We start from the raw sequence: 27,000 nt of genomic DNA, 5'->3' as shown, positions 1-27,000 counted from the left end.
TTAGAATGATACTTTTAAGCCTAATGATACTTTTTTTACGTTTCCGTAATAAGCTCCACGATTGGAAGCCGGAGCTTCGGGGTCAATGCCTTCCAGACCGCTGAAGGTCAGAAGGTTTTCACCGGAAATATATACTTTAACCTTGTCGATTCCTATTTTTTGAGTAAGGACAGACGGAATATTATATCCTAATGAAATATTTTTTAAACGAACATACGAAGCATCCTGCAACCAGAAGGAAGAGGTCGAGAAGTTTATCTGTGAATCTTTTGTGATACGCGGATAAGAAGCATTATGGTTTTCCGGAGTCCAGCGATCCAGATGACGTTCCAATACTTTGCCGCTATTGTAGAACGCGTAAGAAGATTCACCTGTATAATAACCATATACATCGAAGGCTCCTTGGAAGAAAGCTGAGAAGTCGAAATCTTTGTAATAAAGAGCGATGTTCAGACCACCTGTCCATGACGGTTTGTCTTTACCGATTACTTTACGGTCGTTTGCTGCATCGATTTTACCGTCATTATTCAAGTCGCGGTATTTGATATCACCTAACTGTTCTGTTCCGGTACGTTTTGCATCATTAGCTAATTCTTCTTCCGTGTTGAAATAACCGATAGCTTCGTACCCATAGAATGAACCTAAAGCATACCCTTCCAGATACCAGTATTTACTGTCGTCCGGATTTTCTCCTTCTGTTCCGCACATGTCTGTAATTTTATTCTTTACATAAGCTATATTCAGGTTGACTGCATAACTGAAATCTTTGTTGATGCGGTTGTTATGGAATAAACTCAGGTCGAACCCTGTATTTTGCATACTACCGGCATTTTGTGCAGGAGCGTCCATACCCAAAACACCCTGTACCGGTAAATACAACAACATATCTTTGGTTTTCTTTTTATAGACAGCTAATTCAAATCCTAAACGGTTATTCAGGAAACCTGCTTCAATAGCTCCTTCGTAGTTTGTTACGGTTGCCCATTTCAGTTGGGAGTTTACATAACGAGTCTCGTAGGCGGTAGAATAAAGAGAATTTCCGAACATATAGCTTCCATACGCATACGTTGCTATCGACGGATAGATATCGCTATCTGATAATTCTTCATTACCAGTTTGTCCCCAGCCTGCACGAATTTTTAAGTTGCTCAACCATTTGATATCGGCATCTTTTACAAAACTTTCTTCCGTGATACGCCAGCCGGCAGAAACAGAAGGGAAGTAACCCCAACGGGAATCTTTAGGGAAACGTGAAGAGGCATCCGCGCGTAAGTTCGCTTCAAATAAATATTTGTTGTTGAAATCATATTGAACGCGTCCGAAATAAGAACGGCGTGCAGTTTCGTGTCCTCCGTTCTTATTTGTTTGGGAAGACTTATCCAGCGTGTTTAGTGATTCGGTTAATTCATCGTTTCCACCGCCTTTGCGGGTAGCTTCGGTATATTTGTAATTGTAATAGATTTGTTCGAAACCGGCTAATGCGGTTAATGAATGTTTACCGAATGTTTTGTTGTAATTGGCCAGGACTTGTGTTGTATACCAGTTCCAGTCGTAATATTTTTGGTATCCTTCACGCAGACCGGAGTTAAATGTATTGTTTCCGGTTCCGTATTCCAACAGTTTTTTGAAACCTTCGTTGTTTCGGGTATCATTGCGGACAGAGAATAACGCTTTGACATTCAACTCCGGTAAAATATTGACTTTAGCATAGGCTGTCGCATTAAGCTGCTGGTCGACCTGTCGTGTGAAACCTGTATTGTTGAGGTGGGCAACCGGATTGTTCAGACCGCTGTAATAGAAGCTGCCGTCGTCATTGTATACAGGGTAAATAGGAGCCAGTCGGTTACAATATTGGCGTAGTGAAGCATAACCTTCCCAGCCGTCGTTTTTAGTTCCTCTGTAACCGGAAACATTTAATCCGGCAGTCAACCATTTATTGATGTCACTGTCTACGCTGATACGTCCGTTGAAACGGTCGTATTTATTGACGTCGATCAAACCATCCTGGCGTGTATAACCGATAGAGGCATTGTAACTGGTTTTTTCCGAACCTCCATTGATAGACAGGTTATGGTATGTTTCCAGTGCATTCTTTTTGAATGTTTCATCATACCAGTCTGTGTCGGGGAGTGTTCCGTTTCGATAGTTTTGAATGTCTTCTTCTGTGTAAGGGAGGATGGCATTAGGATTTTCATTTTTTACAGCTTCATTGTATAACATGGCATAATCTCCGGCACCCAGGAATTTTAATAATGCAACCGGTGATGACCAGGCAACGGAACCTGAATAGTTAATGCGGGCTTTGTCACCTTTTTTACCTTTTTTAGTGGTAATCAAAATAACACCATTAGCAGCTTGCACACCGTAAATGGCAGAAGAAGCGGCATCTTTCAATACGGTAAGACTCTCGATGTCCTGCGGGTCGATCGTATTCATACTGCCGGGTACACCATCAACAATTACCAGCGGGCTACCGCCGTTGATAGAGTTTGTTCCACGAATCGTAATACTTGCGGTTTGCGATCCAGGGGCACCGGAACTTTGTATTGCCGTTACACCTGGAATTTGTCCGGCTAAAGCTGCCGAAACACTTGCTACACTACGCGATTCAATCGCTTCTGCCGAGATGTGAGCCACAGAACCTGTCAGATTGGCTTTTTTCTGTACGCCATAGCCTACAACAACTACTTCGTCCAGCGCTTGTGTGTCTTCTTGTAGTGTGATTTTTCCTTTCGCTGCATCAGAGGCTTTAATTTCTAATGACTTAAATCCGATACTACTAATGACTAGAATGTCATTTGGAGCGGCTTCTAAAGTGAATTTGCCATCCAAATCCGTAACAGTACCGTTGGTTGTTCCTTTCACAACAACGTTAGCACCAATTAGTGGTTCATTTAATCCACCGTCAAAGACTACTCCGTTTATGGCTTTTTTCTGTTGGGTAATAGTTACTTCTGTTGTTGTGGCATACAAAGAAGAAGTGGTTACTGAAACAGGAAAAGCAAGTGCGATTAGAAGCAAAGGGAGTTTGTTTTGCTTGAAAATAGACCTGTAGTTCATGTGTTTTTTTATTGATAATTAATACTAGTTTTGAAGTTATCATAGTTCTAGCAGAACTTAGTCGTTTCTATTATAACTAATTATTAATATATCAGTCGTTTAGGGCAAAATTGGTGACGGATAGAAAAAAGCATGTTAACTTAATTGCGTAATTAATAATTAACATATTCAACTTAAGTTCTTGTTGATCGTAATTAATTTTAATATATTTAGGTATTGATAATAAAAAATATGCTATATTTGCGGTGTCGTTATAAATTAGTTCTGCTAGAACTTAGTCGTTTCTATTTTTAATCCTCCGAGTATTTTTCCTGATATTACTAATTATTTTTTTTCTACCGATAAGGTACTGTCCGGTTTTGTGACATATATTATGATACTGCATTCTGCTAATTTGGAGTGGTAGGCGATTTTTGTGTACTTTTGCAGCCATAAAAGAAATAGATATGATTTCGGTTGAAGGACTAACAGTTGAATTTGGCGGATTTACGCTTTTTGATGATGTTTCGTTTGTGGTAAACAAGAAGGATCGTATCGCACTGGTCGGTAAGAACGGGGCGGGAAAATCTACGATGTTGAAGATATTTGCAGGTTTGCAGTCTCCGACATCCGGTACGGTGAGTATTCCCAAAGAGACGACGATCGGCTATCTGCCGCAACAGATGCAGCTGACCGATAGCCGTACTGTCCGTGAAGAGGCGGAACAGGCTTTCGGTCATATCCAAGAAATGGAAAAGGATATCGAACGGCTGAATCTGGAACTGGCTGAACGGACCGACTACGAAACGGAATCGTATCAGAAGCTGATAGATAAGGTAACACATCTTTCCGAACATTTCCAGCTGATGGGGGGAAGCAACTACCATGCAGAACTGGAACGTACTTTGATCGGTCTGGGATTTAACCGCAGTGATTTTGAACGTCCGACTTCCGAGTTCAGCGGTGGCTGGCGTATGCGTATCGAGTTGGCAAAGTTATTGCTTCGCCGTCCCGACGTGTTGTTGCTCGATGAGCCGACCAACCACCTGGATATCGAATCTATCCAATGGTTAGAGAATTTCATTGCGACCCGTGCCAATGCTGTGATCCTGGTTTCGCATGACCGTGCTTTTATTGATAACACCACGTCCCGTACGATCGAGATCGAGTTGGGAAGCATATACGATTATAAAGTAAAGTATTCCGAATACGTTGAGCTTCGTAAGGAACGCCGCGAACAACAACTCCGTGCCTTCGAAAACCAGCAGAAGAAACTGGCTGATACCGAAGCATTCATTGAACGGTTCCGTTATAAAGCGACCAAATCCGTTCAGGTGCAGTCACGCATCAAACAGTTGGAAAAGGTAGAGCGTATCGAAGTGGATGAGGTAGATACAGCCATGCTGAGCCTGAAATTTCCTCCGGCTCCCCGTTCCGGTTCTTACCCTGTGATTATGGAGAATGTGGCTAAACGTTATGGAGATCATCTGATCTTCAAGGATGTCACATTGACCATCAACAGAGGGGACAAGGTCGCTTTCGTCGGAAAGAACGGTGAAGGTAAATCGACGCTGGTCAAATGTATCATGGAACAGATCGATTATGAAGGAAAACTGCAATTGGGGCATAACGTGAAGATCGGTTATTTTGCCCAGAATCAGGCGCAGTTGCTGGATGATAACCTGACGGTCTTTGATACGATCGATTATGTAGCGCAGGGTGATATACGAACCAAGATCCGCGATATCCTCGGTGCCTTTATGTTTGGTGGCGAAGCATCCGAGAAGAAGGTGAAAGTCCTGTCGGGAGGAGAAAGAAGCCGTCTGGCGATGATCCGCCTGTTGCTGGAGCCGGTCAACCTGCTGATCCTCGATGAGCCGACCAACCATTTGGATATGCGTTCGAAGGATGTCCTGAAAGATGCGTTGCGTGAGTTTGACGGTACCGTGATTGTCGTTTCCCATGACCGTGAATTTCTGGATGGCCTGGTAGATAAGGTATATGAATTCGGAAACCAGCGTGTCGTAGAACATCTGGGAGGAATCTATGAATTCCTAGAAAAAAAGAAGATGGATAGTTTGCGTGAACTGGAACGTTCCACACAGGCAGCTTCTTTGGCTGCGGATACGGATGTTCAGCCTACACAAAACAAACTTTCTTACGAAGCACGTAAAGAACAAAGCAAAGCGATTAAGAAAGTAGAAAAAGCCGTTGCCGAGGCGGAAAATAAAATAACGGAACTGGAAAACTCCATAGCCGCCATTGAAGCCAGACTGGCAACTCCCGAAGGGGCTTCTGATACCTCTTTATATAATGATTATTCATCATTGAAAAAAGAGTTGTCTGACACAATGGACACATGGACGGAGTTGACCATGGAATTAGAAGAATTGAATGAGAAAGCGTCCCGGTGATCCGGTGGCGCTTTTTTTGAAATATATTGATTAAAGAAGGATTGCATTAAATAAAAAGTATTTACTTTTGCCAATCGATAGACTCCGGTTTATCATACCATGAGATTGAACTAATTGATAAATAACAACGCCTAATTTATAGACAAAATATTATGTTAACTCAAATTATTAACGGTCGTATCCTGACACCACAGGGCTGGATGAAAGATGGTTCTGTTCTGATTAGTGATAACAAGATTCTGGAAGTGACTAACTGTGACCTTGCCATAGTTGGTGCAAACCTGATTGACGCCAAGGGAATGTATATCGTTCCGGGCGGAGTGGAAATCCATGTTCACGGCGGAGGCGGACGTGACTTTATGGAAGGTACGGAAGATGCGTTCCGTGGTGCCGTGGCTGCGCATATGCAACATGGTACGACGAGTATTTTCCCGACTTTGTCGTCTTCAACCATCCCGATGATCCGTGCGGCGGCAGCTACAACTGAAAAGTTGATGGCTGAAAAGGACAGTCCTGTCCTCGGATTACATTTGGAAGGCCATTATTTCAATATGAAGATGGCTGGTGGTCAGATTCCTGAAAATATCAAGAATCCGGACCCCGAAGAATATATCCCGTTGCTGGAAGAGACGAATTGTATCAAGCGTTGGGACGCTGCTCCTGAATTGCCCGGAGCCATGCAGTTCGGCAAGTATATCACTTCGAAAGGCGTGTTGGCTGCTGTCGGCCATACACAGGCTGAGTATGAAGATATCCAGACGGCTTATGAAGCTGGTTATACACATGCCACCCATTTTTACAATGCTATGCCCGGTTTCCATAAACGTCGCGAGTATAAGTATGAAGGAACTGTCGAAAGTATCTATCTGATCGATGACATGACAGTGGAAGTGGTAGCTGACGGTATCCATGTCCCGCCGACAATCCTTCGTCTGGTTTATAAGGTGAAAGGTGTGGAACGGACTTGTTTGATCACGGATGCCTTGGCTTGTGCGGCCAGCGATAGCCAGGTGGCTTTCGACCCGCGTGTGATCATTGAAGACGGGGTTTGTAAACTTGCCGACCGCTCAGCGTTGGCCGGTAGTGTTGCAACGATGGACCGCCTGATTCGTACGGTGGTACAGAAAGCTGAGATACCTTTGGAAGATGCGGTTCGTATGGCTTCTGAAACACCGGCCCGTATCATGGGTGTTTACGACCGCAAAGGTTCTTTGCAACGTGGTAAAGATGCCGACCTGATGGTCTTGGACAAAGATTTGAATGTACGTGCTGTCTGGGCTATGGGTAAATTGGTGGAAGGTACTAATAAGTTGTTTTAACGGGATCGAACAAGAATAAAATAGAGAAGAAGTTATGTTAACTCAAATAATAAACGGACAGATCCTGACGCCGCAAGGTTGGTTAAAAGACGGTTCTGTTCTGATCAGTGATGGTAAAATACTGGAAGTAACAAATAGTGACCTGGCTGTGATAGGGGCTACGGTGGTAGATGCTAAAGGAATGTATATTATTCCTGGTTTCGTTGCTATGAATATACACGGTGGCGGTGGATATGATTTTAAGGAATGTACAGAAGAAGCTTTCCACGGGGCAGTGAACGCACACATGAAATATGGGGCGACTTGTATTTTTCCGACATTGGCCCCGCTTCCCATGACTGAAATCAGGAAAGGGGTTGCCTTATGTGAAAGTGCGATGGCAGAGAAAAACAGTCCTGTGTTGGGATTACAGTTGGAAGGACCCTATCTGAATCCGAAGATGGCAGGCAGTTTACTGACGGACGCTTTGAAAGATCCTGATCCGGACGAATATAAATCGTTACTGGAAAGTACGAATTGTATTAAACGTTGGGATGCAAGTCCGGAATTACCGGGGGCATTGGATTTTGCCCGTTATGTCCGTTCGAAAGGTCTTTTGGCAGCCGTTTCTCATACGGAGGCAGAATTTGAAGATATTAAAACAGCTTATGAAGCCGGTTTTACGCATGCGGCTCATTTCTATAATGCTATGCCCGGATTCCATAAGCGTCGTGAATATAAATATGAAGGAACGGTAGAGAGTGTGTTCCTGGAAGATGATATGACAGTGGAGGTGATTGCCGATGGCCGTCACTTGCCTTCAACAATCCTGCGTCTGGTTTACAAGCTGAAGGGTGTGGAACGTACTTGTCTGACAACGGATGCATTGGCTTATGCCGCCAATGAAGGAAAGCCCGTTGATGATCCCCGGATTATCATAGAAGATGGCGTTTGTAAACTGGCAGACCATTCTTCATTGGTAGGTAGTATCGCTACAATGGATGTATTGGTTCGTACGATGGCCCAAAATGCCGGAGTTCCTTTGGCAGACGCTGTTCGCATGGCTTCTGAAACGCCGGCCCGCCTGATGGGAGTAGACGATCGCAAGGGTTCTCTGCAACGTGGTAAAGATGCCGATATCGTTATTCTGGACCGTAAGTTGAATGTCCGTTCTGTCTGGTCGATGGGACATTTGGTGGAAGGAACGAATACATTGGCTTAGTACCAACTTATAGGTAAATAGATATTTTTGATAGCTTTCCTTAATCATTAATTGACGGAGAATTGTTATATTTGTAGTTCAAGTAAAAAAGTTCTACTAAATCGTAATTAAACATGAAGACGAACCTTAGTTCTCAGATTACCCTGACGCGTATACCGCTCAGGTATTACCGTCCGGAAAACGCTTACGAGCAATCAGTTTTAACTCGTATGGAGAAGATTCCGACAAACATCTACGAATCAGCTGAAGAAGGATCTTTCGTGATCGCGAAAGAATTGGCCTCACAAATACGTAAAAAACAGGCTGCCGGAGAACCTTTCGTTCTCGCTTTGTCAGGTGGACGTTCCCCTCAGAGTGTATTTAAGGAATTAGTCCGTATGCATAAGGAAGAACAACTGAGCTTCCGCAACGTAATTGTATTTAATGTATATGAGTTCTATCCGCTGAGCGCATCGACAAACAGTAATCTGGCTTATTTGAAGGAGTCATTCCTCGACCAGGTGGATATTGATCCGAAGAATATCTATTCACCCGACGGTTCTATGCCGAAAGACGATATCTTTGAATTTTGCAGACAGTATGAACAGCAAATCCAGAATTTCGGCGGAATCGACTATATCCTGTTGGGAGTAGGGCATGCTAGTAATATCGGCTTTAACGGTCCGGGATCATCTGCCAATGTCGGAACCCGTCTGGTTTTGTTGGATAACGATGCACGCAAAGAAGCTGCCCGTACATTCAAATCGATTGAAAATGTTCCGGCAAGTGTAATCACAATGGGTATTTCAACCATTCTGAGAGCCAAGAATGTGATTCTGATGGCCTGGGGTGAAGATAAATCACGTATCATCGCCAATACGGTTGAAGGCAAGGTCAGTGAAACAGTTCCTTCTACTTATTTGCAGACTCATATGAATGCAAAGGTGGTGATCGATCTGTCTGCCGCTTACGAACTGACAAGAATCAGCCATCCCTGGTTGGTTACCAACTGTGATTGGGATAATAAACTGATCCGTCGTGCTATCGTTTGGCTGTGCCAGTTGACCGGCAAACCGATCCTGAAACTGACAAACAAGGATTACAGCGAACACGGACTGGGCGAACTCTTAGCGTTGTATGGTTCCGCTTATAACGTAAATATCAAGATTTTCAATGATATTCAGCATACAATCACCGGATGGCCGGGTGGTAAGCCGAACGCAGACGATTCCAATCGTCCGGAACGCGCTACTCCGTATCCGAAGAAAGTGATCGTATTCAGTCCGCACCCGGATGACGACGTGATCTCTATGGGGGGTACTTTGCGCCGTTTGTGCGACCAGCACCATGATGTGCATGTGGCTTATGAAACTTCCGGCAATATTGCTGTGGGGGATGATGAAGTAATCCGTTACTGCGAGTATCTGCGTGATGTTTGCGATAAATATTCTCCGAATGACAGTACTGTTAAAGACAAAGCGGAAGAGATTATCAAATACCTGCGTTTCGAAAAGGTAGAAAACGGGGAACCGGAAAAGAAAGATGTCCTGTTCATGAAAGGTACTATCCGTCGTGAAGAAGCCCGTCACGGTTGCCGTTATTCAGGTGTGAAGGATGAAAACGTTCATTTCCTGGATCTTCCGTTCTATGAAACAGGTCTTGTCAAGAAGAATGATCTGGGTGAAGCCGATGTCGCTATCGTAAAGAAACTGTTGCAGGATATCAAACCGGACCAGATGTTCGTGGCTGGTGACCTGGCTGACCCGCACGGAACACATAAGGTTTGTCTGGATGCCGTACTGGCTGCCATTGATGAACTGAAAGACGAAGAATGGCTGAAACATTGCCGTGTTTGGATGTATCGCGGAGCATGGGCAGAATGGGAAATGGACCACATCGAAATGGCAGTTCCTATCAGTCCGGAAGAATTGCGCTTCAAACGTAATGCTATCCTGAAACACCAGTCGCAGGCAGAAAGCGCACCGTTCCTGGGTGACGATGAACGTCTGTTCTGGCAGCGTGCCGAAGACCGTAATCGTGCTACAGCCGAACTGTATAAGGAGCTGGGTCTGGCTTCCTATGAAGCAATCGAAGCATTCGTTCAGTATATGATCCCGTTTGATAAATAAGACTTAATTGTTTCTATAAAAAAAGAGCGCTTACCATCAGGTAAGCGCTCTTCATGTTTAATGTTGATGCTAAATTAATAGGTCGTTCCCTGGAAAATGTTTGACTGGGCATATGAAACTAATGTTCCTGTCATTGTCAGGTCTCTTCCTGAGAAGTTCGGGTCTACGGTAACTGTTGCTTTGTTGCTTCCGTTCATTAATACCAGGTTTACAGTGGCAGAGATGAAAACACCCTGGACACTCATTGACAGGTAAACGTTACCGTTTTTGTCCTGTTTGGTTTGGATGTTGGATGCGCTTCCCTGTACGGTAACACCACCTAATCCGTTAGGACCTGGGTACGGAGAGTTGGATGCGATCTGTACCATTGCCTGGCCATCATTCAAAGAGACGAAGTTTGTGTTTGAGTTTACATAGTAAACCTGTCCGTTCATTGGTTGTACGGAGTTGGCTTCCAATACAAAAGACTGGTTGGTGATAGCTTGCATGGCAGTGTTGAATTCCTGTTCGTCCATGATAGCATCCTTCGCTTCTCTTGCTTCTTTCTTAGCTTCTCTTTCTAACTTTTTCTCTGCTTTTTCTACGGCTTTACTCTGAGCCTGTACATGTGTCATTCCCCCCATTACAAGAGTGAAAACGACGATAAAAGATACAATTCTTTTCATACGATTTAGTTTAAAACGTTTTCAAAATGTAGTAAAAGAACAAGCATGAGTAAAAAAGGTTCCTAACAAATAGATGATTGTAGATACTATAACATTTTATCATGCTAATTTGGTTAATCCTCATTTTTATTATAGAATCTTTTATATAATAGGTAGTTGCGGGGTAACCAGACTAGGTATTCAGCGAATTATCCTGTACATTTGCGGGTAATATCAGATGATTAAAACGAGAAGATATGAAGATTGATGTATGTTTTTCGCCGGCCCTGTATCCGGTATATCATAACCCGGAAGCGATTGTCGTAGTAGTGGATGTGTTCCGGGCAACGACAACGATGGCGGCTGCTTTCAAGAATGGCGTTCGCAGCATCCGTCCGGTAGCGACGGTGGAGGAAGCTCAGGAATATAAGGCAAAAGGCTGGCTGGTCGGTGCCGAACGTAATGTGAAACGATGTGATTTTGCCGACTTCGGAAATTCACCGTTCGACTATACGCCGGAGAAAGTAGCCGGCAAGGATGTGATCTTTACGACGACCAATGGCACCCGGGCTATCACCATAGCAAAGTCTGCTTATCGTGTTATTACAGGGGCCTTTGTTAATTTACAGGCGGTTGCGGACTATTGTCTGTTTCATGGACGCGATGTCGTTGTTTTATGTTCCGGCTGGCAGGATAAGGTGAATATAGAAGATACTTTGTTCGGTGGGGCTTTGGTAGAGGTACTTGCCAAAACCGGTAAATACCGACCGGCTACGGATGCCGCAGTCATTGCCCGCGACATGTGGACGAATAATAAAAAAAACCTGATCGCTTATCTCGCTCCGACCGACCATATGGCTCGCCTGAAAGCTAATCATCTGGAAGATGCCGTGCCTTTTTGCCTGACACCGGACAGTGTCGTCGTTGTACCGGAGTTGGCGATAGAAGGGGAAACTTTGGTATTGAAGAAGGTGATGACGATTTGATAATAAAGCAAAGATAACATAGAAATGGCTATAACAAATAAAATACGTTTCGGGGTAGTAGGAACGAACTTTATAACAGATTGGGTGATTGCCGGGGCACGGCAGGACGAACGTTTTGAACTGGTTGCCGTCTATTCGCGGACACAGGAGACGGCAGATGCATTTGCTGCCAGGCATCAGATTCCCTATACATTCACATCTTTGGAGGAGATGGCGCAAAGTCCGTTGATAGATGCGGTGTATATTGCTTCTCCTAATTTCTTGCATGCTCTGCAGAGTATTCTTTGCATGAAGCATGGCAAGCATGTGTTATGTGAGAAGCCGTTTGCTTCGAATGCACGGGAGGCGGGGGAGATGATCGAGGCTTCCCGGAAATACAATGTGACGCTGATGGAGGCGATGAAACCGACGCTGACTCCGAACTTCCGTGCCGTACGTGAGAATCTGCACCGGCTGGGGACGATACGGCGTTATTTCTCCTGCTATTGCCAGTATTCGTCGCGATATGACAAGTTTAAAGAAGGGATTGTGCTGAATGCTTTCAAGCCGGAACTCTCGAACGGGGCAATGATGGATATCGGTATCTATACGCTTTATCCGATGGTAGTCTTGTTCGGGCGGCCGGAGAAAGTGGAGGCGACAGGTGTCGTGCTTTCTTCGGGGGCGGACGGACAAGGGGCTGTGAACTTTCAGTATAAAGGAATGAATGCGACTATCCTTTATTCGAAGATAGCTAACTCGTCATTGCCGACAGAGATACAAGGGGAAGAAGGAAACATCATTCTGGACCGGGTGAATATTATCAGCAAGGTGACTTATCTGCCCCGGATTGCCGCAGCAGCGGGCAAGAGTGCCATTCCCGAGCCGCAGGATATCAGCGCAGTGACGGATAAGGACGAATATTACTATGAGGTGGCCGAATTTATAGACCTGGTTCTTGCCGGTAAACGCGAGTCGGCTATTAACAGCCATGATAATTCATTGATAACATTGGAGATTATTGACGAGATACGGAGGCAGTTGGGGGTTGTTTATCCGGCTGACAGGTGATTTGGTTTTTATCAGGTTTGAGCTATCTTTTATAGCAACTGGTTGTAACTGGCTCCCCTCTGGAGAGGGGGAAGGGGGTGTGTTAAAGCCAGTTACAACCAGTCACTAAACAGATAGTTCAATTATTCTATAATTGAACCTATCCTTTTAAATCTCTCTGATAAAATACTTCGCCAGGAATTCCCAATTCCCATGAATAATATCTTTTCCGCGTTCGGGGCTGAGCAGGCTCTTGGTTTGGGCATCGGCGAGCATGCCGCGTTCTTCGAGGGCTTTCAGCAGGTCTTTGCTGCAATGTTTGACGATGAAGAAAGATAATCCCTGGTCGGAAGCCTTTTTCTCGTCATAGAACGGGTTTTGTTCGTCTTTGATGAATTCGATGCCGTCTACCAGTAATTGAAGGCCTTCACGGGGAGAAGCATATACGGCAAACTTGTTGAATTCGATGCAGTCGGCCAGCGGAGTATATTCGCTTTCCTCCAGTTTCAGTTGCTGGGTGGCGAAGTCGATAAATTCCTGCTTGCTCTTCATATAGAATAATAACTTGCCGTCCGCGATTTCTGTGAATTTATCGTAGACAGCCTTGTTGCTTTCTTCCCGTTCCTTGATGGCGGGGTCGACAAAGGATTCTGCTTTTTCCGCTTTATCGGCGAAGGCGGCATAGTCCGGATGCGTTTCCGGCATGATAAGCGAGAGCCATTTCGGTGACGTGTAGGCCAGGAGTGGCGTCCGGCTGATATGAGCCAGCGAGTCGTAGATAACCATGACAGCCTGTGTGTTCTGCCGATCGTTCGGGTTCTGGCGCCAGTATTCTTTTACCGTTTCGCTCAGGTCGACGTTAGAGTCGGTCAGCAGGTAAGAGTTGTAGTGGAACCAGTGGAGCAGTTCGGCCTGTTTCTCCGGGTCCTCGTAAGAAGTTTCCGGGGCGAAAAGAGCCTGCATCTTTGTGTTTTCGGGAGCGGTAGTCCATTCCTTGCAAAACAGTTGGTAGATGAGGCGGGCCGTCTCTTCGTTGGCTGGGTTGTCGGGGTTGACGAAAGTGCCTTTCTTGGCGCCGTGGTACTGCTGGGTATAGTGCCAGAGCAGGAAACGGACGTCTTCGTAGTTTGCCTCGTCGTCATAATAATGGTCGCTGACGGTATAGAAAGGGAGATAGTTGCCCGTCTGTTTCTTATATTCCGTGATGAATGCACGCCATATGTTCAGGCCGGATATCACGTCCTCGAAATAAGCCGCCATACGCATACTGATCTGGATGACATCTTCCTTTTCGAACGAGTTCGCCAGGTCGGTCTGTTCCATCATTTCATGTATCTGATTGGCAATACGGGTATAATAAAGGTCGGTCGGACCTGATTGTTTATAGGGATGCAGTTGCAGCCAGTCTTTGGGGAAAATCTTAGTGTTCTTCATCTTATAATCGTCATTTACGCTTTTGATTAATAAAGATGCAAATGTACGAAAAATAAGTATACATGGACATACCGGATTTATGGTGTATATTATGCGTAAGACAGTTAAAAGATATTTTAAGGGGGATAAGAGTTGAGGAAAGGAGTTTTCTTGTATCTTTGTTTTCATAATTAAAAGAAGAAAGGAGAGTACTATGTCCCGGACTGAAAAGAGTAAGTTGGATTTTACTGTTGCTTTGATAGCCGAGTTTGCATCTGCTTATAAGTTGAAGCAGAAACAGGCGTTCAACTATTTGAACCGTTTTAAAGGGATACAGTTCCTTCATAAGCATTACGAAGTATTGCATACGCAATCGTTTGAAGATGTAATCGAAAGTCTGGTGATGGTATGTCGTAATAACGGAGGGCAGTTGGCATGAAACTTTATCATGGTTCAAATATGGAGATTGATTGTCCTGACTTGTCCCGATCGAAACCCTTCAAAGACTTTGGACAAGGTTTTTATTTGTCTCCCGGGTACGAACAGGCACTAGCTTTGGCTAAGCAGAAAACAGAGCAATTACTAACAGGTGTTCCCTTCGTGACGACTTTTGAGTTTGATGAGGAGGCCTTGAATACTTTAGAGTTGACGGTGAAGTTTTTTGATGATTATTGTCAGGAATGGGCGGAGTTTGTTTTTGTAAATCGTGACCGTGACCGTGTGCATCCTGCTCATTCATATGATATCGTTATTGGGCCGATAGCAGATGACGGTGTTACTTACCAGTTACGTCGGTTTCGTATGGGGGTTATTCCTATGGATAAGTTGATTGAGGAACTGAAGTATGCTAAAGGTTTGACTATACAATATTATTTTGGCACCGAGCGTGCTCTTTCTTATCTGAAGAAATTATGAAACTGACAGCCGGACAAATAGAATTTATGATTGAGGAGTTGAGTAGCGAAATTATACAGATGCTCATGGAAGAGTGGGGTTGTGATATGACGCAGGCTATGGATATATATTATAACTCTGATACTTTTGATCGATTGAGTAATCCTGCTACCGGCTTGTACTATCAGAGTGCAGGGTATGTATACGACTTCCTTAAAAAAGAGATAACTACAGGGCGGATAGCCTAAGCTACGTTTCCCCTATGTAAAAGCCCCCTCTTCGCTATCACAAGAAGAGGGGGCTTTTTGATAGATTATATTCAAGGTTGTACTGACTGATGGTAACTAATTCCCCTCTCGAGAGGGGAATTAGTTACTCTTGTCACTTCAAAGCGATCACTTTCATCACTTCCGTACAACCACCTTCTGCACCGTACCGTCGCTGAGGCGGACGATGTAGATGCCGTCGGTCAGCGGGTCGACGTGGGTCGTGCCGGCGGGGAGGTCGAGGCTACGGATCAGTTGGCCGGTGAGGGCAAAGACCTGCGCACGTGCCGGGCGGTCGGTGGTGATGAAGAGGCTGCCGTCGCGGGTAAAGATGCGGGTGCCGGACTGGATTTCGGCGTTGGCAACGGGAGGCGGGTTCTTCACGATGCCGCCGATCGAGATGACGAGGTCGCTACGGACGTACTTCACGATGTAGGCTCCGTCGCTGGTACGTGGGGTGATGGTCTCGCCACGGTCGGTCGTCACGACGGGGACAGACTGGTTGTAGTCCGCATCGAGTGTGAGGTAGAAGCGGAAGTTATCCCACGACTCGACATCGTAATCGCCGGCTACCGGGTCGGTTGCGGCTCCTTCCACCGACGGGAGGGTAACGGTGTAGTAGGTTGGCTCGGGATCGGGTATCGAATTGACCGTAGCCGTGGCGGACTGGGTGAGCAGGGTAGTGGAGACACTGCCCTTTTCGACCGTGATCCGGCAACGGTATGTACCCGATATGTTTGTCGTAAAGTCCGGACTGCCCGCAACGGCGGCACGGGTGTACGGGTTGCTGACGTCCGTCCAGCTTCCGTTCTCCTGCTTTTGCCATTGATAGGATACGTCTGCGCCTTCGGCAACGGCAGGTTTCGCGGTCAGTGTCACCTGGCCTGTGGCTGTCTGGTCGGACGGCATGGCATCGTCGGCGGAGAGGTCGAGGGACGCGTCGCCGGTTACCACTGTCACGCTACCGGTGTTGTCGATGAAGGTGCCGCTGTTGTCTACGGAGGCGACTGTGATGGTCGTTCCTTCATCGGCATTCAGTGTAAGAGTGCCTGCGTTGGTGATGGCGCCCAGGTCATTGCCTGCGCCGGTCAGGGTGATAACGGAGGTTGTGCCGACGGCTATTTCCGTTTCCTTCGTTTTCACATTCTCAAGGGTGGCATCGCCTTGGGGGGTGACTTTGGTGGCTTCGGTCGTGCCGTCGCCTGTCAGAGTGCCGTCGGCGGGTACTGTATTGTTTCCGGTAGTTTGTGTTTGTCCTTGTGCTTGTCCTGAATTTATATACGTTGCCCATGCTTTCCAGTTATCGCTGGCACCATCTCCGGTATAGCCTGTTGCGTTTGCCGGTACAAGGATGCTGGTCAGGTTGTCGCAAAAGGCGAAGATGCCCTTTCCGATAGTCGGAGCCGACTCCCCTTCGAAGGTGACGGTTGTCAGAGCGCTGCTCTGACTGAAGGCCGCATCCCCGATGGTTTCTACTGATTTCGGGATCACAATGGAGGTGAGAGCACTCAGAGTGAAGGCCGCTTCCCCGATGGTTTTTACCGATTCCGGGATCACAATGGAAGTGAGAGCACTCGAAAAGAAGGCCATTGCCTCGATGGTTTCTACCGCTTCCCCGATCTCAATGGAGGTGAGAGCACTCAAATAGAAGGCGCTTTCCCCGATGGTTTTTACCGAGCTTGGGATTACAAGGGAGGTGAGAGCACTGGTTTCGAAGCTATAGGGGCCGATTGTTTCCACCCCGCCGGGGATCGTATAGCTGCCGGTCGCCTTTGGGGCAAAGACAACCAATGTTTTGCCGTCGGAAGTCAGCAGGGCTTTGCAGTCGGCGTCCGCTTTAAAGGAGCTGCTGCCTTCGGCTACTGTAAATGTGCTGATGCCCGACCCTGCAAAGGCAGCATTTCCGATCGTAGTAACCGAAGCCGGTATTTCGATCGTGGTCAGACTCTTGGTGTTTTGAAAGGCACTCGCTCCGATACTGGTTATCCCGGTTGCTGTAATAGTTACCTGGGTTAAGTTGGAACAGAATGTAAAAGCACTCCCTACGATCTCCGTGACATCACCGGTGATCGTGACGCTCTTTACGTCTTTGCCGTTGCTGCTCTGTCCGTTTTGCTTCCAGTTCGTCATTCCGGTCTGGCTGCTGATGGTCAGTGCGCCGGTTTCCGAATTAAATGTATAGCCTTCCTCCAGGTCTGGCTTGGCGAATTTGCTGGTGCTCTTGTCCCAGGTATAGGTACCTTCGGAGAGGCCGGTGGGGGAGGCAATGGTATCTGCTTTACCTACGGTAACCGGTTCGTTCTCGCTTGATACATTTAATTCTTTTCCCCGGTCGACGAGCTTGCCGCTCATGCCGGTGACTTTGGCATTTTTTGTCAGGTAGATGTTACCTCCCTTGTCGTTTCCGGTGCCTTCCAATGTGCCGCCGCTATTGAGAACGATAGACCCGCTTGACGGGATATTAATCCCTCGGTTATCGCCTGTCCCATTTCCAACCTTGACTGTGCTGCCGCTGTTGATGGTCAGGGCAGTGGTTATATTGATCCCGACTCTTTTGAATGTCTTGATGTTGATAGTGCCGCCGTTATCGACGGTCAGTCTGGAGATTTGCAGTGGGGAGTCCTGGTTTTCTGCATCCACGTTGATGGTTGCGCCGGAGCCAACGGTCAGGATAGTTGGGTTGATGATCCCCGAGGTTATATCGACGGTGATGTTCTTCAATGTAAGGGTACCGTTTGTGATGGCATTCCCGCCGCCGTCTACCTTAATTGCAAGATTGCTACCTGCACCTTCTCCCTGGATGGTCAGGCTGACGTAGTTGTCGTTGTTGCTTGGGAGGTTGATCCCGTATTTGACGGTGCATGTGAGGGTTTTGCCTTCGGCGATGGAGAGGGTATGGTCGGCGCCTACGGCTATCTTTACCTCTTCCGTCAGGGTGATGCTCTCCGTCATGTTGATGGTGGAAGCGGTTGTACTTTCCAGTGCGTTTTTCAGGGCGGCGGTATCGGAAACGCTTACCTCTGTCGGTGGACCTTCTCCCTCCTGTGCCCATGTCCCTACGGACGTTAGCATCATGATGCTAAGAAGCAGCAAGCCCCGGAGGAGACTTGCTGCTTTAGTCTTGTTGGTAAAAAATCTGTTCATGTTATATCTGTATTAATGGGTTATTAGTCTGTTTTTGCAAGTTCTTTTTTCAAGGCACGCTTGAACGAGGCTTCAAGGGGTGCTTGAACGAGGCTTCAACGGTGCCTTGAAGCCTGCTTCAAGGATCGCTTGAAAGGGGCTTCAAGGCAGGCTTGAATTATTCGATTTCCGGACGGTCGCCGCCACCGCTTTCTTTCGGTCCGACACGCAGGGTGACGGGGAAAGTGCAGGAACGCGGTGTTTTCACCGTACGGTTGGTCGAACCCGCCTGGGTTGTGATACTCATCGTATACGTTCCGTTGCTGAGCGCGGGCACCACGCAGATGATCTTCGACGGGTCGTTTTGAACGAAGAGGGACACTTTCTTTGCTTCGCCGCCTGCGGTGGGGGTGAAGAAAAGTCCTACGGAAGCGTCTTCACCGATCACGCGCATGTTCTTGCCTTCGATGGTGATGGGGGCGCCGGGAGTGATCTCGTCGTTTTCGCTGAGTGTTGTCGAGTCGGTAACTTTATTAATTACCGGGCCGAGCGATGCCAGACCGCGATTTTCAACTTTGATTTTCTTCAATAAAGCAGCAAGTGTCTTACCTATCGTATAGGTTACACCCAGTGAGTGGATTTGGGGATTGAAAGCGGCCGAGGGGCCGTCGAACGAACCGCGCGTGTTGACCAGGTACTGGCCGACGCCGTCGTTTACACTTATCCCTTGGGCAATGGCTTCGGCTTTCGCCTGGTCGGCCATGTCGAGGATGTAGAGGATTGTTTCTTCGCGGACTTCCAGCCCGCCCTTCATGATCCGTTTGGCGATCTGGGGGTTGCCAACCGAACCGGTCACTATCGGTTTCGCGGTGTAGTCGCCCTCCTTCTCCGTCAGGATGTTGTCGTACGTTTCGATACGAAGGATGATTTGTTCTTCTTTGTTTTCTGCCATGTTGTTCTGTTTTAGAATTAGACAATGGGCAAATGAAGAAAAGAATGGAGGAAAGGACCGGACAAATACCGAAAAATTATGGACAAATACCGAAATTATGCTTTGTTTGCATGTTCTTTCCTGTATTTGTGGGGTGTCATGCCGAACACTTCGGAGAAGTTGCGGTTGAAACTGCGTACAGACGAGAAACCGGAGGTGAGCGCAATCTCTTCGATCGAGCGCGCGTCGGGAATGAGCAGGCAGGTATGGGCATAGTCGATGCGGTAATGGACGATGTAGTCCTGGATACTCATACCGGTATAGTATTTCAAGGCGCGGGTCAGGTAATGCTCGTTGGTGTAGAGGGCCTGTACAAATTCTTTGCGGTTGAAATCGGGATTGGTGAAAAGCAGGTCTTCGCGCATCATCTTTTCCGCCCGGTTGTACAGGTCCTTGTCCTGTGCCTGTGCGAGTTCGTTGACCAATGTGTCGAGACCCGCTTTTTCCTCTTTCTCTTCCGGCAAAACGGTGTTCGTCTTGAAAAGCTCCTCCCGCATGAAGTCGTAGGTGAAATGGTAATTCACGTAATAGGCGCCGACCATCAGATAAAAGACGGTAAAGATACAGACGACTGTCAGTTCATACGTAACAGAAAAGCAGAAACAAAGCGTGAGGGCGAGTACCCCGATCCCCAGTGCATAGAGGAATACACGGGTTACCCAACGCAGTTCCAGTCGTTCGGGTATCTTCTGAAGGTGGCTGAGGCTCTTATCGTAGATGGCTCGTTCGCGGAAGAATATATGGGTGTAAATGCCCATTTGCACCAGATAGACCAGAGCGAAAACCGTACGGATCATCAGTACCGGATTACCTGTTTGTGCAGCCCATTCGCTGAACGTATAAACAGCCGGATCTTCGAAGAAACAGCGTGCTGCCAGATAGAAAACCGTCAGGAGGATGGCCGGTGAGGCATGCAGCAGAATATTCTTCCGTGTGACATATTCTTCCCGGAACAACAGGATCAACAGGAAGGTGAACAGCAACGATTGTGAAGCCCCGATCACGATGACGGGGAAAGACAGCAGCTCGAGATCGGTCTGTGTGCTATCTCCCACCAGCAAGGTGAGCAGATGCCCGCTCCCGACGATGGCGGAAGCAAAAGCGAGGATACGGCAGGCATTACGGTATTTCCGGTTTCTGACGTTTCGGAGCGGCTTAAGGAACAGTAGTCCGGCTGTTACGAGGAGGCAGACCACTGTGTTCAGTGAATAGGTTATTATAAATAAGTTTTCTTCCGTCATTCGATATCTAAGGTGTAAGGATTGTTTGTGATCGCAAAGTAAACTAAAAAAGCGGACATGGTTGTCCTGTTCGCTTAGAAAAACAAGCGTTGTGTACAATCTTTAGCCATCTTCCCCTCCGGTTAGGACAGGCGGAGCGCATGTATGTACTTTTTCTGTCAACGAATTGTAATAACTGTTATCGTATTGTCATCTCTTTTAAATTTGGCTGAAACATTGCGCCTCTACTTTTGCGGCAAATAAATGTAACAACAAGTAAAGGAATGAGAAATAAGCGTGAAAAGAGAGGACTGTTGATGTTGGTTCTCCTACTGTTTGGAAGTTTTCTTGCGCTGACGGCCCGGGCACAAACGGGTGTTATCTGCGGAACCGTGACAGATGCTAAATTCAAGGAACCACTGATCGGTGCCACTGTCTCTATCGAAGGAACGACAATCGGAGCTATAACGGATATAGACGGAAATTTCCGTATCGAAAAGGTACAACCGGGAAAATATACACTGGTCGCTTCTTATGTATCTTATAAAACGCAAACCATAAAAGATGTGGTTGTGATAGCTCATCAGGAAGCAGTCGTGCGTATCGAACTATCGGACGCCGACCTCCAACTGCAAAACGTTGTGGTTGTGGCCCAACGAAAACTGGGGACGGAGACAGCCGTATTGAATACCGTCCGCAAAAGCCTTCCCGTAGTGAGCGGAATATCCGCCCAGCAGATCAGCAAGACGCAGGACAGCGATGCTGCCGAGGTGCTTCGCCGTATACCCGGTATTACGATCGTAGACGACCGCTTCATTGTTGTTCGTGGCCTGGCACAACGTTATAATAACGTGTGGCTGAACAATGCCACGACACCGTCGAGCGAGACGGATAGCCGGGCTTTCTCTTTTGACGTGCTGCCTTCTTCGCTGATCGACAATATGATGGTTTATAAAAGTCCGTCGGCCGAGGTGCCTGCCGATTTTTCGGGTGGCTTCGTGCAGGTGATGACGAAGAATATCCCGGAGGGAAATACCTTTGCAGTCTCTTATCAAATGGGTTTCAATACGAATGCGACCTTCCGCGACTTTCGGCTGACAGAAGGCAGCTGGAAAGATTATCTCGGATTCGGAGCCGGTGCCCGAAGCCTGCCTGCTTTTTTTCCTGCCCATCTGGGAGATCATTCGACGGAAGAGGCGGCCGCTTTCACCCGACAGATCAACCAGCGCTGGGGGATCAATACATTCAAGGCTATTCCCGACCAGAAGATTTCGCTTACCTCTCACCGTTCGTTCGACATCGGCGACTGGAAGATCGGAAATATCACCAATGTGAACTGGAGTACGGAATATGACTATTCGGAAACGGTGAACAACAACTATATCACCTATGATGTGGCGAACGACGTCTCCCGTCCCCGTTTCGAATACAATGATATTCGCTACCGGAATACGTCCAAGCTGGGTGCCCTCTTCAACTGGTCGTTCATGAAGGGCGGCAATAAGTACGAATTTCGTAACTTCTTCAGCCAGCGCGGTGTTTCCGCCCTGACGCAACGGGAGGGGACCAACTACTATTCCGATAAGGATATCCGCAAATGGGAATCGCTTTATACCGGACGTACGACCTATTCCGGCCAGTTGAGCGGTACGCATACCTTGCGGGAGAATATCGACAAGGTGGATTGGACGGCCGGCTATGCCTTCGCCTCTTACCGGGAGCCCGACCGCAAGATCGTGAACTCTATCCTGGATGAGAATAAGACGGAGCAGCCGAACTATTATGTGTCCGATCCGATGCGTTACTATCAGGACCTGAAAGATCACAGTGCCTCGCTGGCGGCAAACTACGAGCATAAGTTCGCCGTGTCTGATATGTTTGCCCCCGTGTTCAACGGTGGTATCTACGGAGAATATAAAGACCGTACGTTCGATGCCCGCCGCTTCGGTTACAACCTGTTGGGCACGGGCTATGACCGTTATGCCGATTGGGATTATACCGGGATATTCTCGGACGATAACATCTCTGCCGACCGTATCTGGATGCGTGAGGTAACGAAGAATAACGATTCTTACACTTCGAACAGTAAATTGGGTGCCGCCTACGTTTCGGCAAAGCTGAACTATGGCGAGAAGCTGAATGCCGTGGTCGGGGTTCGCATGGAATATTACAACCTGGTGATGGACGGCTATTCTTCCGACGGTACCGAGCCGGTACATCTGGATAACGATGCGACCGATTTCTTTCCTTCGGTCAATGTCTCTTATAATCTGACGGAGAAACATTTGATACGCGCCGCTTACGGGCGGTCCGTCAACCGGCCGGAGTTCCGGGAGGTAGTGCCTTACGTTTACTTCAATCTGGAGCGCGATGCCAATATCGTAGGTAACGTCGACCTGAAGAACGCCTATGCCGACAATCTGGATTTACGGTATGAGTTTTATCCGGCCACCGGCGAGATGATTACGCTGGGCGGATTCTACAAACGTTTCAAAGACCCGATCGAAGAGACATACAACGAAGCCGGTTCGGGCCTGCAATATACCTATCATAATGCGAAGAACGCCGAAGCTTTCGGTGTGGAACTGGATATCCGTAAAAACCTCGACTTTATCGGGTTAAGAGGACTGAGCCTGGTTTGTAATGCCGCTTATATCTATAGCCGGGTACGTTTCGAGGATGGCGCTCCTGAGCGTGACCGTCCGCTGGCCGGACAATCTCCTTACCTGGTGAACGCCGGATTGTTCTATCAGCATGACGACAAGGGAATCTCAGCCTCACTGCTTTATAACCGGATCGGGAAGCGTATCGAGTCGGTCGGTGTCCCGATGCAGAACGAAAGTGAAGATATCCCCGATATATACGAGATGCCCCGCAATTCGCTGGACCTGACATTCTCGAAGAAGATCGGCAAGTTCGTGGAGATCAAGGCGGGTGTACAGGACCTGCTTAATTCGAAAGTGGAATACAAACAATTCGTGAAGCTGACGGATGAAAACGGGGGGAAGCGCGAACGTGAACAGCTGATCCGCAGCTATCGTCCGGGAGTGGATATCAATGTAGGTGTCTCCTTAAAGTTCTAATGATTAATTGACTATAATTCTTATTACAAACAAAATGTTTTTATTATGAACAGATTTCTATTAAAAGGTTTGGCCTCTGTGTTTGCACTGGCCGTGATGTTTGGAACTGTATCTTGTAGTGATGATGACGAAAAAGAGGGTACTATAGCTGTTTCTGCAATTGCTGTAAATCCTACGACAGCCGCAGTTAAACCGGGTGCGACAGTCACATTGTCTGCCACTGTCACTCCGGAGGATGCGACAGATAAAACAATTACATGGAGCTCTTCCGATGAAAAGGTGGCTACCGTGGATGGCGGTAAGGTAACCGGTGTAGCTGAAGGTACTGCGACTATTACTGCAACGACGAAGAGTGGAGATAAGACGGCAACTTGCACCGTAACCGTATCTGAAGATGCTCCGGCAGTGATAGAAGATACGCTGGAAGGTAATATTACTGCCGATCGTACCATTTCTGCTGCCAACAAAAACTTCCTGAAAGGTTTCGTTTATGTCAAGAGCGGCGCAACGTTGACTATCGAGGCAGGTTCCGTTATCAAAGGTATTTCCGTTGCTTCGGGTGAGAGAGCGGCTTCCCTGATTATCGAGCCGGGTGCCAAGATCATCGCTGAAGGTACGGTAGATAAACCGATCGTCTTTACTTCCGACAAGGAACCGGGCAAACGTGTAACCGGTGACTGGGGCGGTTTGATTATCTGTGGTAATGCCCGCGTAAACCGGACCAACCAGCCGACTATTGAAGGAGGCCCCGGCACACACTATGGCAATACGACTTCTGATGAATTTAACGGCGAAAGTTCCGGTAAGCTGAAATATGTACGTATCGAATTTGCCGGTTATCCATTGGAGCCGGATAAGGAAATCAACGGTTTGACATTCGGAGGCGTAGGCAGCGGTACGGAAGTGGAATTTGTTCAGGTATCTTATTCGAATGACGACTCTTACGAATGGTTCGGTGGTACGGTGAATGCGAAACACCTGATTGCTTATAAGGGTTGGGATGATGATTTCGATACTGACTACGGCTATACGGGTAAACTACAGTTCCTGTTGAGCGTACGTGACAAGGATATTGCCGATACGTCCGACTCCAACGGTTTTGAGTCTGATAATGACGGTGACGGTTCTACCAATACACCGTTTACCAAGCCGGTATTCTCCAACGTAACCCTGATCGGCCCGTTCTATGGTAAGGTTTCTGATAGGACACAGGCAGAAGTGGAAGCCAAGACTGCCGATGCAGCCAACGGAGCCAAGGGCGGAAAATACCAGGCTGCCATGCACCTGCGTCGTAATTCAAGCTTGAATATATATAACTCAGTCTTTACGGGATGGCCTTATGGTCTGCGTGCAACAGACAAGAAAGGGCAGGCTAACGATGGTATCGCTATCGAAAATGTGATCTTCGCCGGTATGTGGAAGAACTTCTACGAAGACGAAAAGGTGAGCGAGAACTTCTTCAACCGTGCCGGTAATAATACGGTTCTGGAAAATACCCGGCAAATCATTGCGAAAGACGGTGACTATTCTTCTGTCGTAGCGGATGCTGTGAAAGGTGCTGACTTTTCTAAATTGGCCGATAGCTTCTTCGAAAAGGTAACTTACAAAGGTGCTTTCGACGGAACAAACGACTGGACGGAAGGTTGGACAAACTGGGATCCGCAGAATACTGTGTATTGATTCTACAATAGCGACAATAAATGAATAGGAAATTATTATTGGCATCTGCATTAATCGCCGGAAGTTCTCTGGCTATACAGGCGCAGGACCTGGTTCTCAGCGAGGGACAGTATTATACGGATGAAACACAGACAACCCCGTATACCGGCCGTTATACCGAATTCTACGATGACGGCATGTTGAAGATGGAGCTTTACCTCAAAGACGGACGCCCCGAAGGTACCTATGTGATCTATTATCCGGACGGGAAAATTGCCGAGGTCCGCTCTTATTATCATGGCATCTTTCATGGTGAGTGGCGTACTTACAACGAAGCCGGACAACTGATCGGCCTGGCCACTTATAAAGATGGCGAGAAAGACGGTCCCTGGCGCATCTGGAACGACAAAGGCATCATGCGCTTTGAAATGTTCTATACCCGTGGCAAGAAAAGCGGTATTTGGCGGACATGGAATGATGAAGGTGTTTTGTTGACGGAAGAGAAGCACAGTTAGGAATAATTGAGCTATCCCGTCCCCGTGCTTGACACGGGGACAAGATAGCTCAATTTTGATAATAACAGAACATCATTCATCATCACCTTCCGATCCGAAATCGAAATCGAAGTCAAACCCATCTCCGGCCATGCCCGGATCGGTGAACTGTTCCAGTTCGCGGCGATCTTTTTTGGTGGGACGGCCCAGACCGCGTGCACGGTCTACGAAACCGGAGATACGGTTCATTTCAAGGATTTCGTATTGATCCGGAGTCGTTACATTTTCCATATAATCGGGAACCAGTTTGGCTCCCATGCGGCGTTCCGTTAATGCCAGCACCTTAAAGGAAAAGGTGATAGGCGGTTTACGGACCTGTATAACATCACCGACCTTTATCATGCGCGATGCTTTTACATTTACGCCTCCGATCATCACCCGGTTCTTCTTGCAGGCTTCGACTGCGATGGTCCGGGATTTGAAGATGCGGACTGCCCACATCCATTTATCTATTCGTACTTCGTTCATACTTATTTGTTATTAAACTGGTTCATGGTGATCTGTACACCTGCCAGACAAAAACTCTTGATAATCTCTACCGCGCGTTTCAGCTTTTCGGGCATCAACTCCAACTCTTCGGAAGGAAATTTCCCCAGCACATAGTCGATCTGTCCGCCACGGGGAAAGTCGCTTCCTATGCCGAACCGCAAGCGGCAATATTCCTGTGTGCCCAGGAGTTGCTGTATATTCTTCAGGCCGTTATGCCCTGCATCGCTGCCTTTGGGTTTCAGACGCAAGGTGCCGAAGGGGAGAGCGAGGTCATCTACTACGACTAACAGATTTTCCACGGGAATGTTTTCTTTCTGTAGCCAATAACGGACAGCGTTTCCGCTCAGATTCATAAAAGTGTTCGGTTTGAGCAGGATCAATTCACAGTTCTTTACCCGCATCCGTGCAACCGCCCCGTAACGTTCTTCCGTGAACGGTGCTCCGGCATCTTCGGCCAATGCGTTTACGACGCGAAAACCGATATTGTGACGTGTTCCCCAATATTCAGGGCCTATATTACCAAGTCCGGTTATCAGATATTTCATTGTCATTCTATTTTTACAGGGAT

General features: G+C 47.3%; 20 protein-coding genes. 12 read left to right on the top strand and 8 right to left on the bottom strand.

Going from position 1 to position 27,000, the window contains the following annotated elements; genetic code table 11:
• Positions 1-3,060, bottom strand: coding sequence for a TonB-dependent receptor (locus DWW91_RS06450; protein ID WP_010802460.1), 3,060 nt, complete (start codon positions 3,058-3,060; stop codon positions 1-3).
• Positions 3,061-3,506: 446 nt separating this feature from the next.
• Here DWW91_RS06450 and DWW91_RS06445 point away from each other — a divergent pair, with 446 nt between their 5' ends.
• The 4 genes from DWW91_RS06445 (at position 3,507) to DWW91_RS06430 (ending at position 10,081) form a co-directional block, all read left to right on the top strand.
• Complete coding sequence (locus DWW91_RS06445) at positions 3,507-5,453, top strand: ABC-F family ATP-binding cassette domain-containing protein (protein WP_122327272.1); 1,947 nt, start codon at positions 3,507-3,509, stop codon at positions 5,451-5,453.
• 152 nt (positions 5,454-5,605) lie between these two features.
• A complete protein-coding gene (gene nagA, locus DWW91_RS06440; RefSeq protein WP_122327271.1) occupies positions 5,606-6,772 on the top strand; it encodes an N-acetylglucosamine-6-phosphate deacetylase in 1,167 nt (388 codons plus the stop codon).
• Positions 6,773-6,806: 34 nt separating this feature from the next.
• Complete coding sequence (gene nagA, locus DWW91_RS06435) at positions 6,807-7,973, top strand: N-acetylglucosamine-6-phosphate deacetylase (protein ID WP_122327270.1); 1,167 nt, start codon at positions 6,807-6,809, stop codon at positions 7,971-7,973.
• Between the two features lie 113 nt (positions 7,974-8,086).
• On the top strand, positions 8,087-10,081 hold the full coding sequence (locus tag DWW91_RS06430; RefSeq protein WP_007658847.1) for a glucosamine-6-phosphate deaminase: 1,995 nt from the start codon (positions 8,087-8,089) through the stop codon (positions 10,079-10,081).
• A gap of 74 nt (positions 10,082-10,155) precedes the next feature.
• Here the strand turns inward: DWW91_RS06430 and DWW91_RS06425 are convergent, their stop codons facing one another.
• Positions 10,156-10,746, bottom strand: coding sequence for a DUF4251 domain-containing protein (locus DWW91_RS06425; RefSeq protein WP_007658846.1), 591 nt, complete (start codon positions 10,744-10,746; stop codon positions 10,156-10,158).
• A gap of 236 nt (positions 10,747-10,982) precedes the next feature.
• Between DWW91_RS06425 and DWW91_RS06420 the strand changes: the two genes are divergently transcribed.
• Positions 10,983-11,711 carry a 2-phosphosulfolactate phosphatase gene (locus DWW91_RS06420; protein ID WP_122327269.1) on the top strand — a complete coding sequence of 243 codons (729 nt, stop codon included), beginning with the start codon at positions 10,983-10,985 and terminating at the stop codon, positions 11,709-11,711.
• Positions 11,712-11,735: 24 nt separating this feature from the next.
• Positions 11,736-12,761 (top strand): Gfo/Idh/MocA family protein, encoded by a 1,026-nt coding sequence (locus DWW91_RS06415; protein WP_122327268.1) that lies wholly within the window; start codon positions 11,736-11,738, stop codon positions 12,759-12,761.
• A gap of 147 nt (positions 12,762-12,908) precedes the next feature.
• Here DWW91_RS06415 and DWW91_RS06410 read toward each other — a convergent pair whose 3' ends face one another.
• The gene (locus DWW91_RS06410) at positions 12,909-14,174 is read right to left on the bottom strand and encodes a DUF3843 family protein (protein WP_048316084.1); all 1,266 of its coding nucleotides are present in this window, start codon (positions 14,172-14,174) and stop codon (positions 12,909-12,911) included.
• A 193-nt stretch (positions 14,175-14,367) separates the two neighbouring features.
• Between DWW91_RS06410 and DWW91_RS06405 the strand changes: the two genes are divergently transcribed.
• From DWW91_RS06405 to DWW91_RS06395, 3 genes are read left to right on the top strand one after another with little or no spacing between them, the layout of a single operon-like run.
• Positions 14,368-14,592 carry a DUF3791 domain-containing protein gene (locus DWW91_RS06405; RefSeq protein WP_007658838.1) on the top strand — a complete coding sequence of 75 codons (225 nt, stop codon included), beginning with the start codon at positions 14,368-14,370 and terminating at the stop codon, positions 14,590-14,592.
• Positions 14,589-15,068: a DUF3990 domain-containing protein gene (locus tag DWW91_RS06400; RefSeq protein WP_007658836.1), complete on the top strand. Its 480-nt coding sequence runs from the start codon at positions 14,589-14,591 to the stop codon at positions 15,066-15,068. Before DWW91_RS06405 ends, DWW91_RS06400 begins: the two co-directional genes overlap by 4 nt.
• Positions 15,065-15,295 carry a hypothetical protein gene (locus DWW91_RS06395; protein ID WP_007658834.1) on the top strand — a complete coding sequence of 77 codons (231 nt, stop codon included), beginning with the start codon at positions 15,065-15,067 and terminating at the stop codon, positions 15,293-15,295. Before DWW91_RS06400 ends, DWW91_RS06395 begins: the two co-directional genes overlap by 4 nt.
• Before the next feature lie 156 nt (positions 15,296-15,451).
• Here the strand turns inward: DWW91_RS06395 and DWW91_RS06390 are convergent, their stop codons facing one another.
• The 3 genes from DWW91_RS06390 to DWW91_RS06380 all read right to left on the bottom strand — a co-directional run bounded on the left by DWW91_RS06390 (position 15,452) and on the right by DWW91_RS06380 (position 20,668).
• Positions 15,452-18,457, bottom strand: coding sequence for a leucine-rich repeat protein (locus tag DWW91_RS06390; protein ID WP_122327267.1), 3,006 nt, complete (start codon positions 18,455-18,457; stop codon positions 15,452-15,454).
• A gap of 157 nt (positions 18,458-18,614) precedes the next feature.
• Complete coding sequence (locus tag DWW91_RS06385; protein ID WP_010802468.1) at positions 18,615-19,388, bottom strand: DUF4469 domain-containing protein; 774 nt, start codon at positions 19,386-19,388, stop codon at positions 18,615-18,617.
• A gap of 95 nt (positions 19,389-19,483) precedes the next feature.
• Positions 19,484-20,668 carry an AraC family transcriptional regulator gene (locus DWW91_RS06380; protein ID WP_122327266.1) on the bottom strand — a complete coding sequence of 395 codons (1,185 nt, stop codon included), beginning with the start codon at positions 20,666-20,668 and terminating at the stop codon, positions 19,484-19,486.
• Between the two features lie 263 nt (positions 20,669-20,931).
• Here DWW91_RS06380 and DWW91_RS06375 point away from each other — a divergent pair, with 263 nt between their 5' ends.
• The 3 genes from DWW91_RS06375 to DWW91_RS06365 are packed head-to-tail and all read left to right on the top strand — an operon-like array spanning position 20,932 to position 25,904.
• Positions 20,932-23,730: a TonB-dependent receptor gene (locus DWW91_RS06375; RefSeq protein ID WP_010802470.1), complete on the top strand. Its 2,799-nt coding sequence runs from the start codon at positions 20,932-20,934 to the stop codon at positions 23,728-23,730.
• Positions 23,731-23,775: 45 nt separating this feature from the next.
• The gene (locus DWW91_RS06370; RefSeq protein ID WP_046144980.1) at positions 23,776-25,410 is read left to right on the top strand and encodes an Ig-like domain-containing protein; all 1,635 of its coding nucleotides are present in this window, start codon (positions 23,776-23,778) and stop codon (positions 25,408-25,410) included.
• Positions 25,411-25,430: 20 nt separating this feature from the next.
• A complete protein-coding gene (locus tag DWW91_RS06365; protein WP_007658826.1) occupies positions 25,431-25,904 on the top strand; it encodes a toxin-antitoxin system YwqK family antitoxin in 474 nt (157 codons plus the stop codon).
• Positions 25,905-25,976: 72 nt separating this feature from the next.
• Here DWW91_RS06365 and DWW91_RS06360 read toward each other — a convergent pair whose 3' ends face one another.
• Entirely contained in the window at positions 25,977-26,411 is a 435-nt protein-coding gene (locus tag DWW91_RS06360; protein WP_010802472.1) for an RNA-binding S4 domain-containing protein, read from the bottom strand.
• A 2-nt stretch (positions 26,412-26,413) separates the two neighbouring features.
• On the bottom strand, positions 26,414-26,977 hold the full coding sequence (gene pth / locus DWW91_RS06355; RefSeq protein ID WP_044214750.1) for an aminoacyl-tRNA hydrolase: 564 nt from the start codon (positions 26,975-26,977) through the stop codon (positions 26,414-26,416).
• Positions 26,978-27,000 lie beyond the last annotated feature (23 nt).

Origin of the sequence: Parabacteroides sp. AF17-3, from assembly GCF_003635445.1 — a bacterium.
Lineage (GTDB): Bacteria > Bacteroidota > Bacteroidia > Bacteroidales > Tannerellaceae > Parabacteroides > Parabacteroides goldsteinii.
This window is presented reverse-complemented; position numbering and strand designations above follow the sequence as displayed.

Excerpts from the sequence above, each read along its gene's own strand:
- DWW91_RS06445 (WP_122327272.1), top strand. The coding sequence starts at position 3,507 with ATGATTTCGGTTGAAGGACTAACAGTTGAATTTGGCGGATTTACGCTT.
- DWW91_RS06370 (WP_046144980.1), top strand. The coding sequence starts at position 23,776 with ATGAACAGATTTCTATTAAAAGGTTTGGCCTCTGTGTTTGCACTGGCC.
- DWW91_RS06425 (WP_007658846.1), bottom strand. The coding sequence starts at position 10,746 with ATGAAAAGAATTGTATCTTTTATCGTCGTTTTCACTCTTGTAATGGGG.
- DWW91_RS06380 (WP_122327266.1), bottom strand. The coding sequence starts at position 20,668 with ATGACGGAAGAAAACTTATTTATAATAACCTATTCACTGAACACAGTG.
- nagA (WP_122327271.1), top strand. The coding sequence starts at position 5,606 with ATGTTAACTCAAATTATTAACGGTCGTATCCTGACACCACAGGGCTGG.
- DWW91_RS06395 (WP_007658834.1), top strand. The coding sequence starts at position 15,065 with ATGAAACTGACAGCCGGACAAATAGAATTTATGATTGAGGAGTTGAGT.
- DWW91_RS06390 (WP_122327267.1), bottom strand. The coding sequence starts at position 18,457 with ATGAACAGATTTTTTACCAACAAGACTAAAGCAGCAAGTCTCCTCCGG.
- DWW91_RS06375 (WP_010802470.1), top strand. The coding sequence starts at position 20,932 with ATGAGAAATAAGCGTGAAAAGAGAGGACTGTTGATGTTGGTTCTCCTA.
- nagA (WP_122327270.1), top strand. The coding sequence starts at position 6,807 with ATGTTAACTCAAATAATAAACGGACAGATCCTGACGCCGCAAGGTTGG.
- DWW91_RS06420 (WP_122327269.1), top strand. The coding sequence starts at position 10,983 with ATGAAGATTGATGTATGTTTTTCGCCGGCCCTGTATCCGGTATATCAT.
- DWW91_RS06415 (WP_122327268.1), top strand. The coding sequence starts at position 11,736 with ATGGCTATAACAAATAAAATACGTTTCGGGGTAGTAGGAACGAACTTT.
- DWW91_RS06410 (WP_048316084.1), bottom strand. The coding sequence starts at position 14,174 with ATGAAGAACACTAAGATTTTCCCCAAAGACTGGCTGCAACTGCATCCC.
- DWW91_RS06430 (WP_007658847.1), top strand. The coding sequence starts at position 8,087 with ATGAAGACGAACCTTAGTTCTCAGATTACCCTGACGCGTATACCGCTC.
- DWW91_RS06365 (WP_007658826.1), top strand. The coding sequence starts at position 25,431 with ATGAATAGGAAATTATTATTGGCATCTGCATTAATCGCCGGAAGTTCT.
- DWW91_RS06360 (WP_010802472.1), bottom strand. The coding sequence starts at position 26,411 with ATGAACGAAGTACGAATAGATAAATGGATGTGGGCAGTCCGCATCTTC.
- DWW91_RS06400 (WP_007658836.1), top strand. The coding sequence starts at position 14,589 with ATGAAACTTTATCATGGTTCAAATATGGAGATTGATTGTCCTGACTTG.
- DWW91_RS06385 (WP_010802468.1), bottom strand. The coding sequence starts at position 19,388 with ATGGCAGAAAACAAAGAAGAACAAATCATCCTTCGTATCGAAACGTAC.
- pth (WP_044214750.1), bottom strand. The coding sequence starts at position 26,977 with ATGAAATATCTGATAACCGGACTTGGTAATATAGGCCCTGAATATTGG.
- DWW91_RS06450 (WP_010802460.1), bottom strand. The coding sequence starts at position 3,060 with ATGAACTACAGGTCTATTTTCAAGCAAAACAAACTCCCTTTGCTTCTA.
- DWW91_RS06405 (WP_007658838.1), top strand. The coding sequence starts at position 14,368 with ATGTCCCGGACTGAAAAGAGTAAGTTGGATTTTACTGTTGCTTTGATA.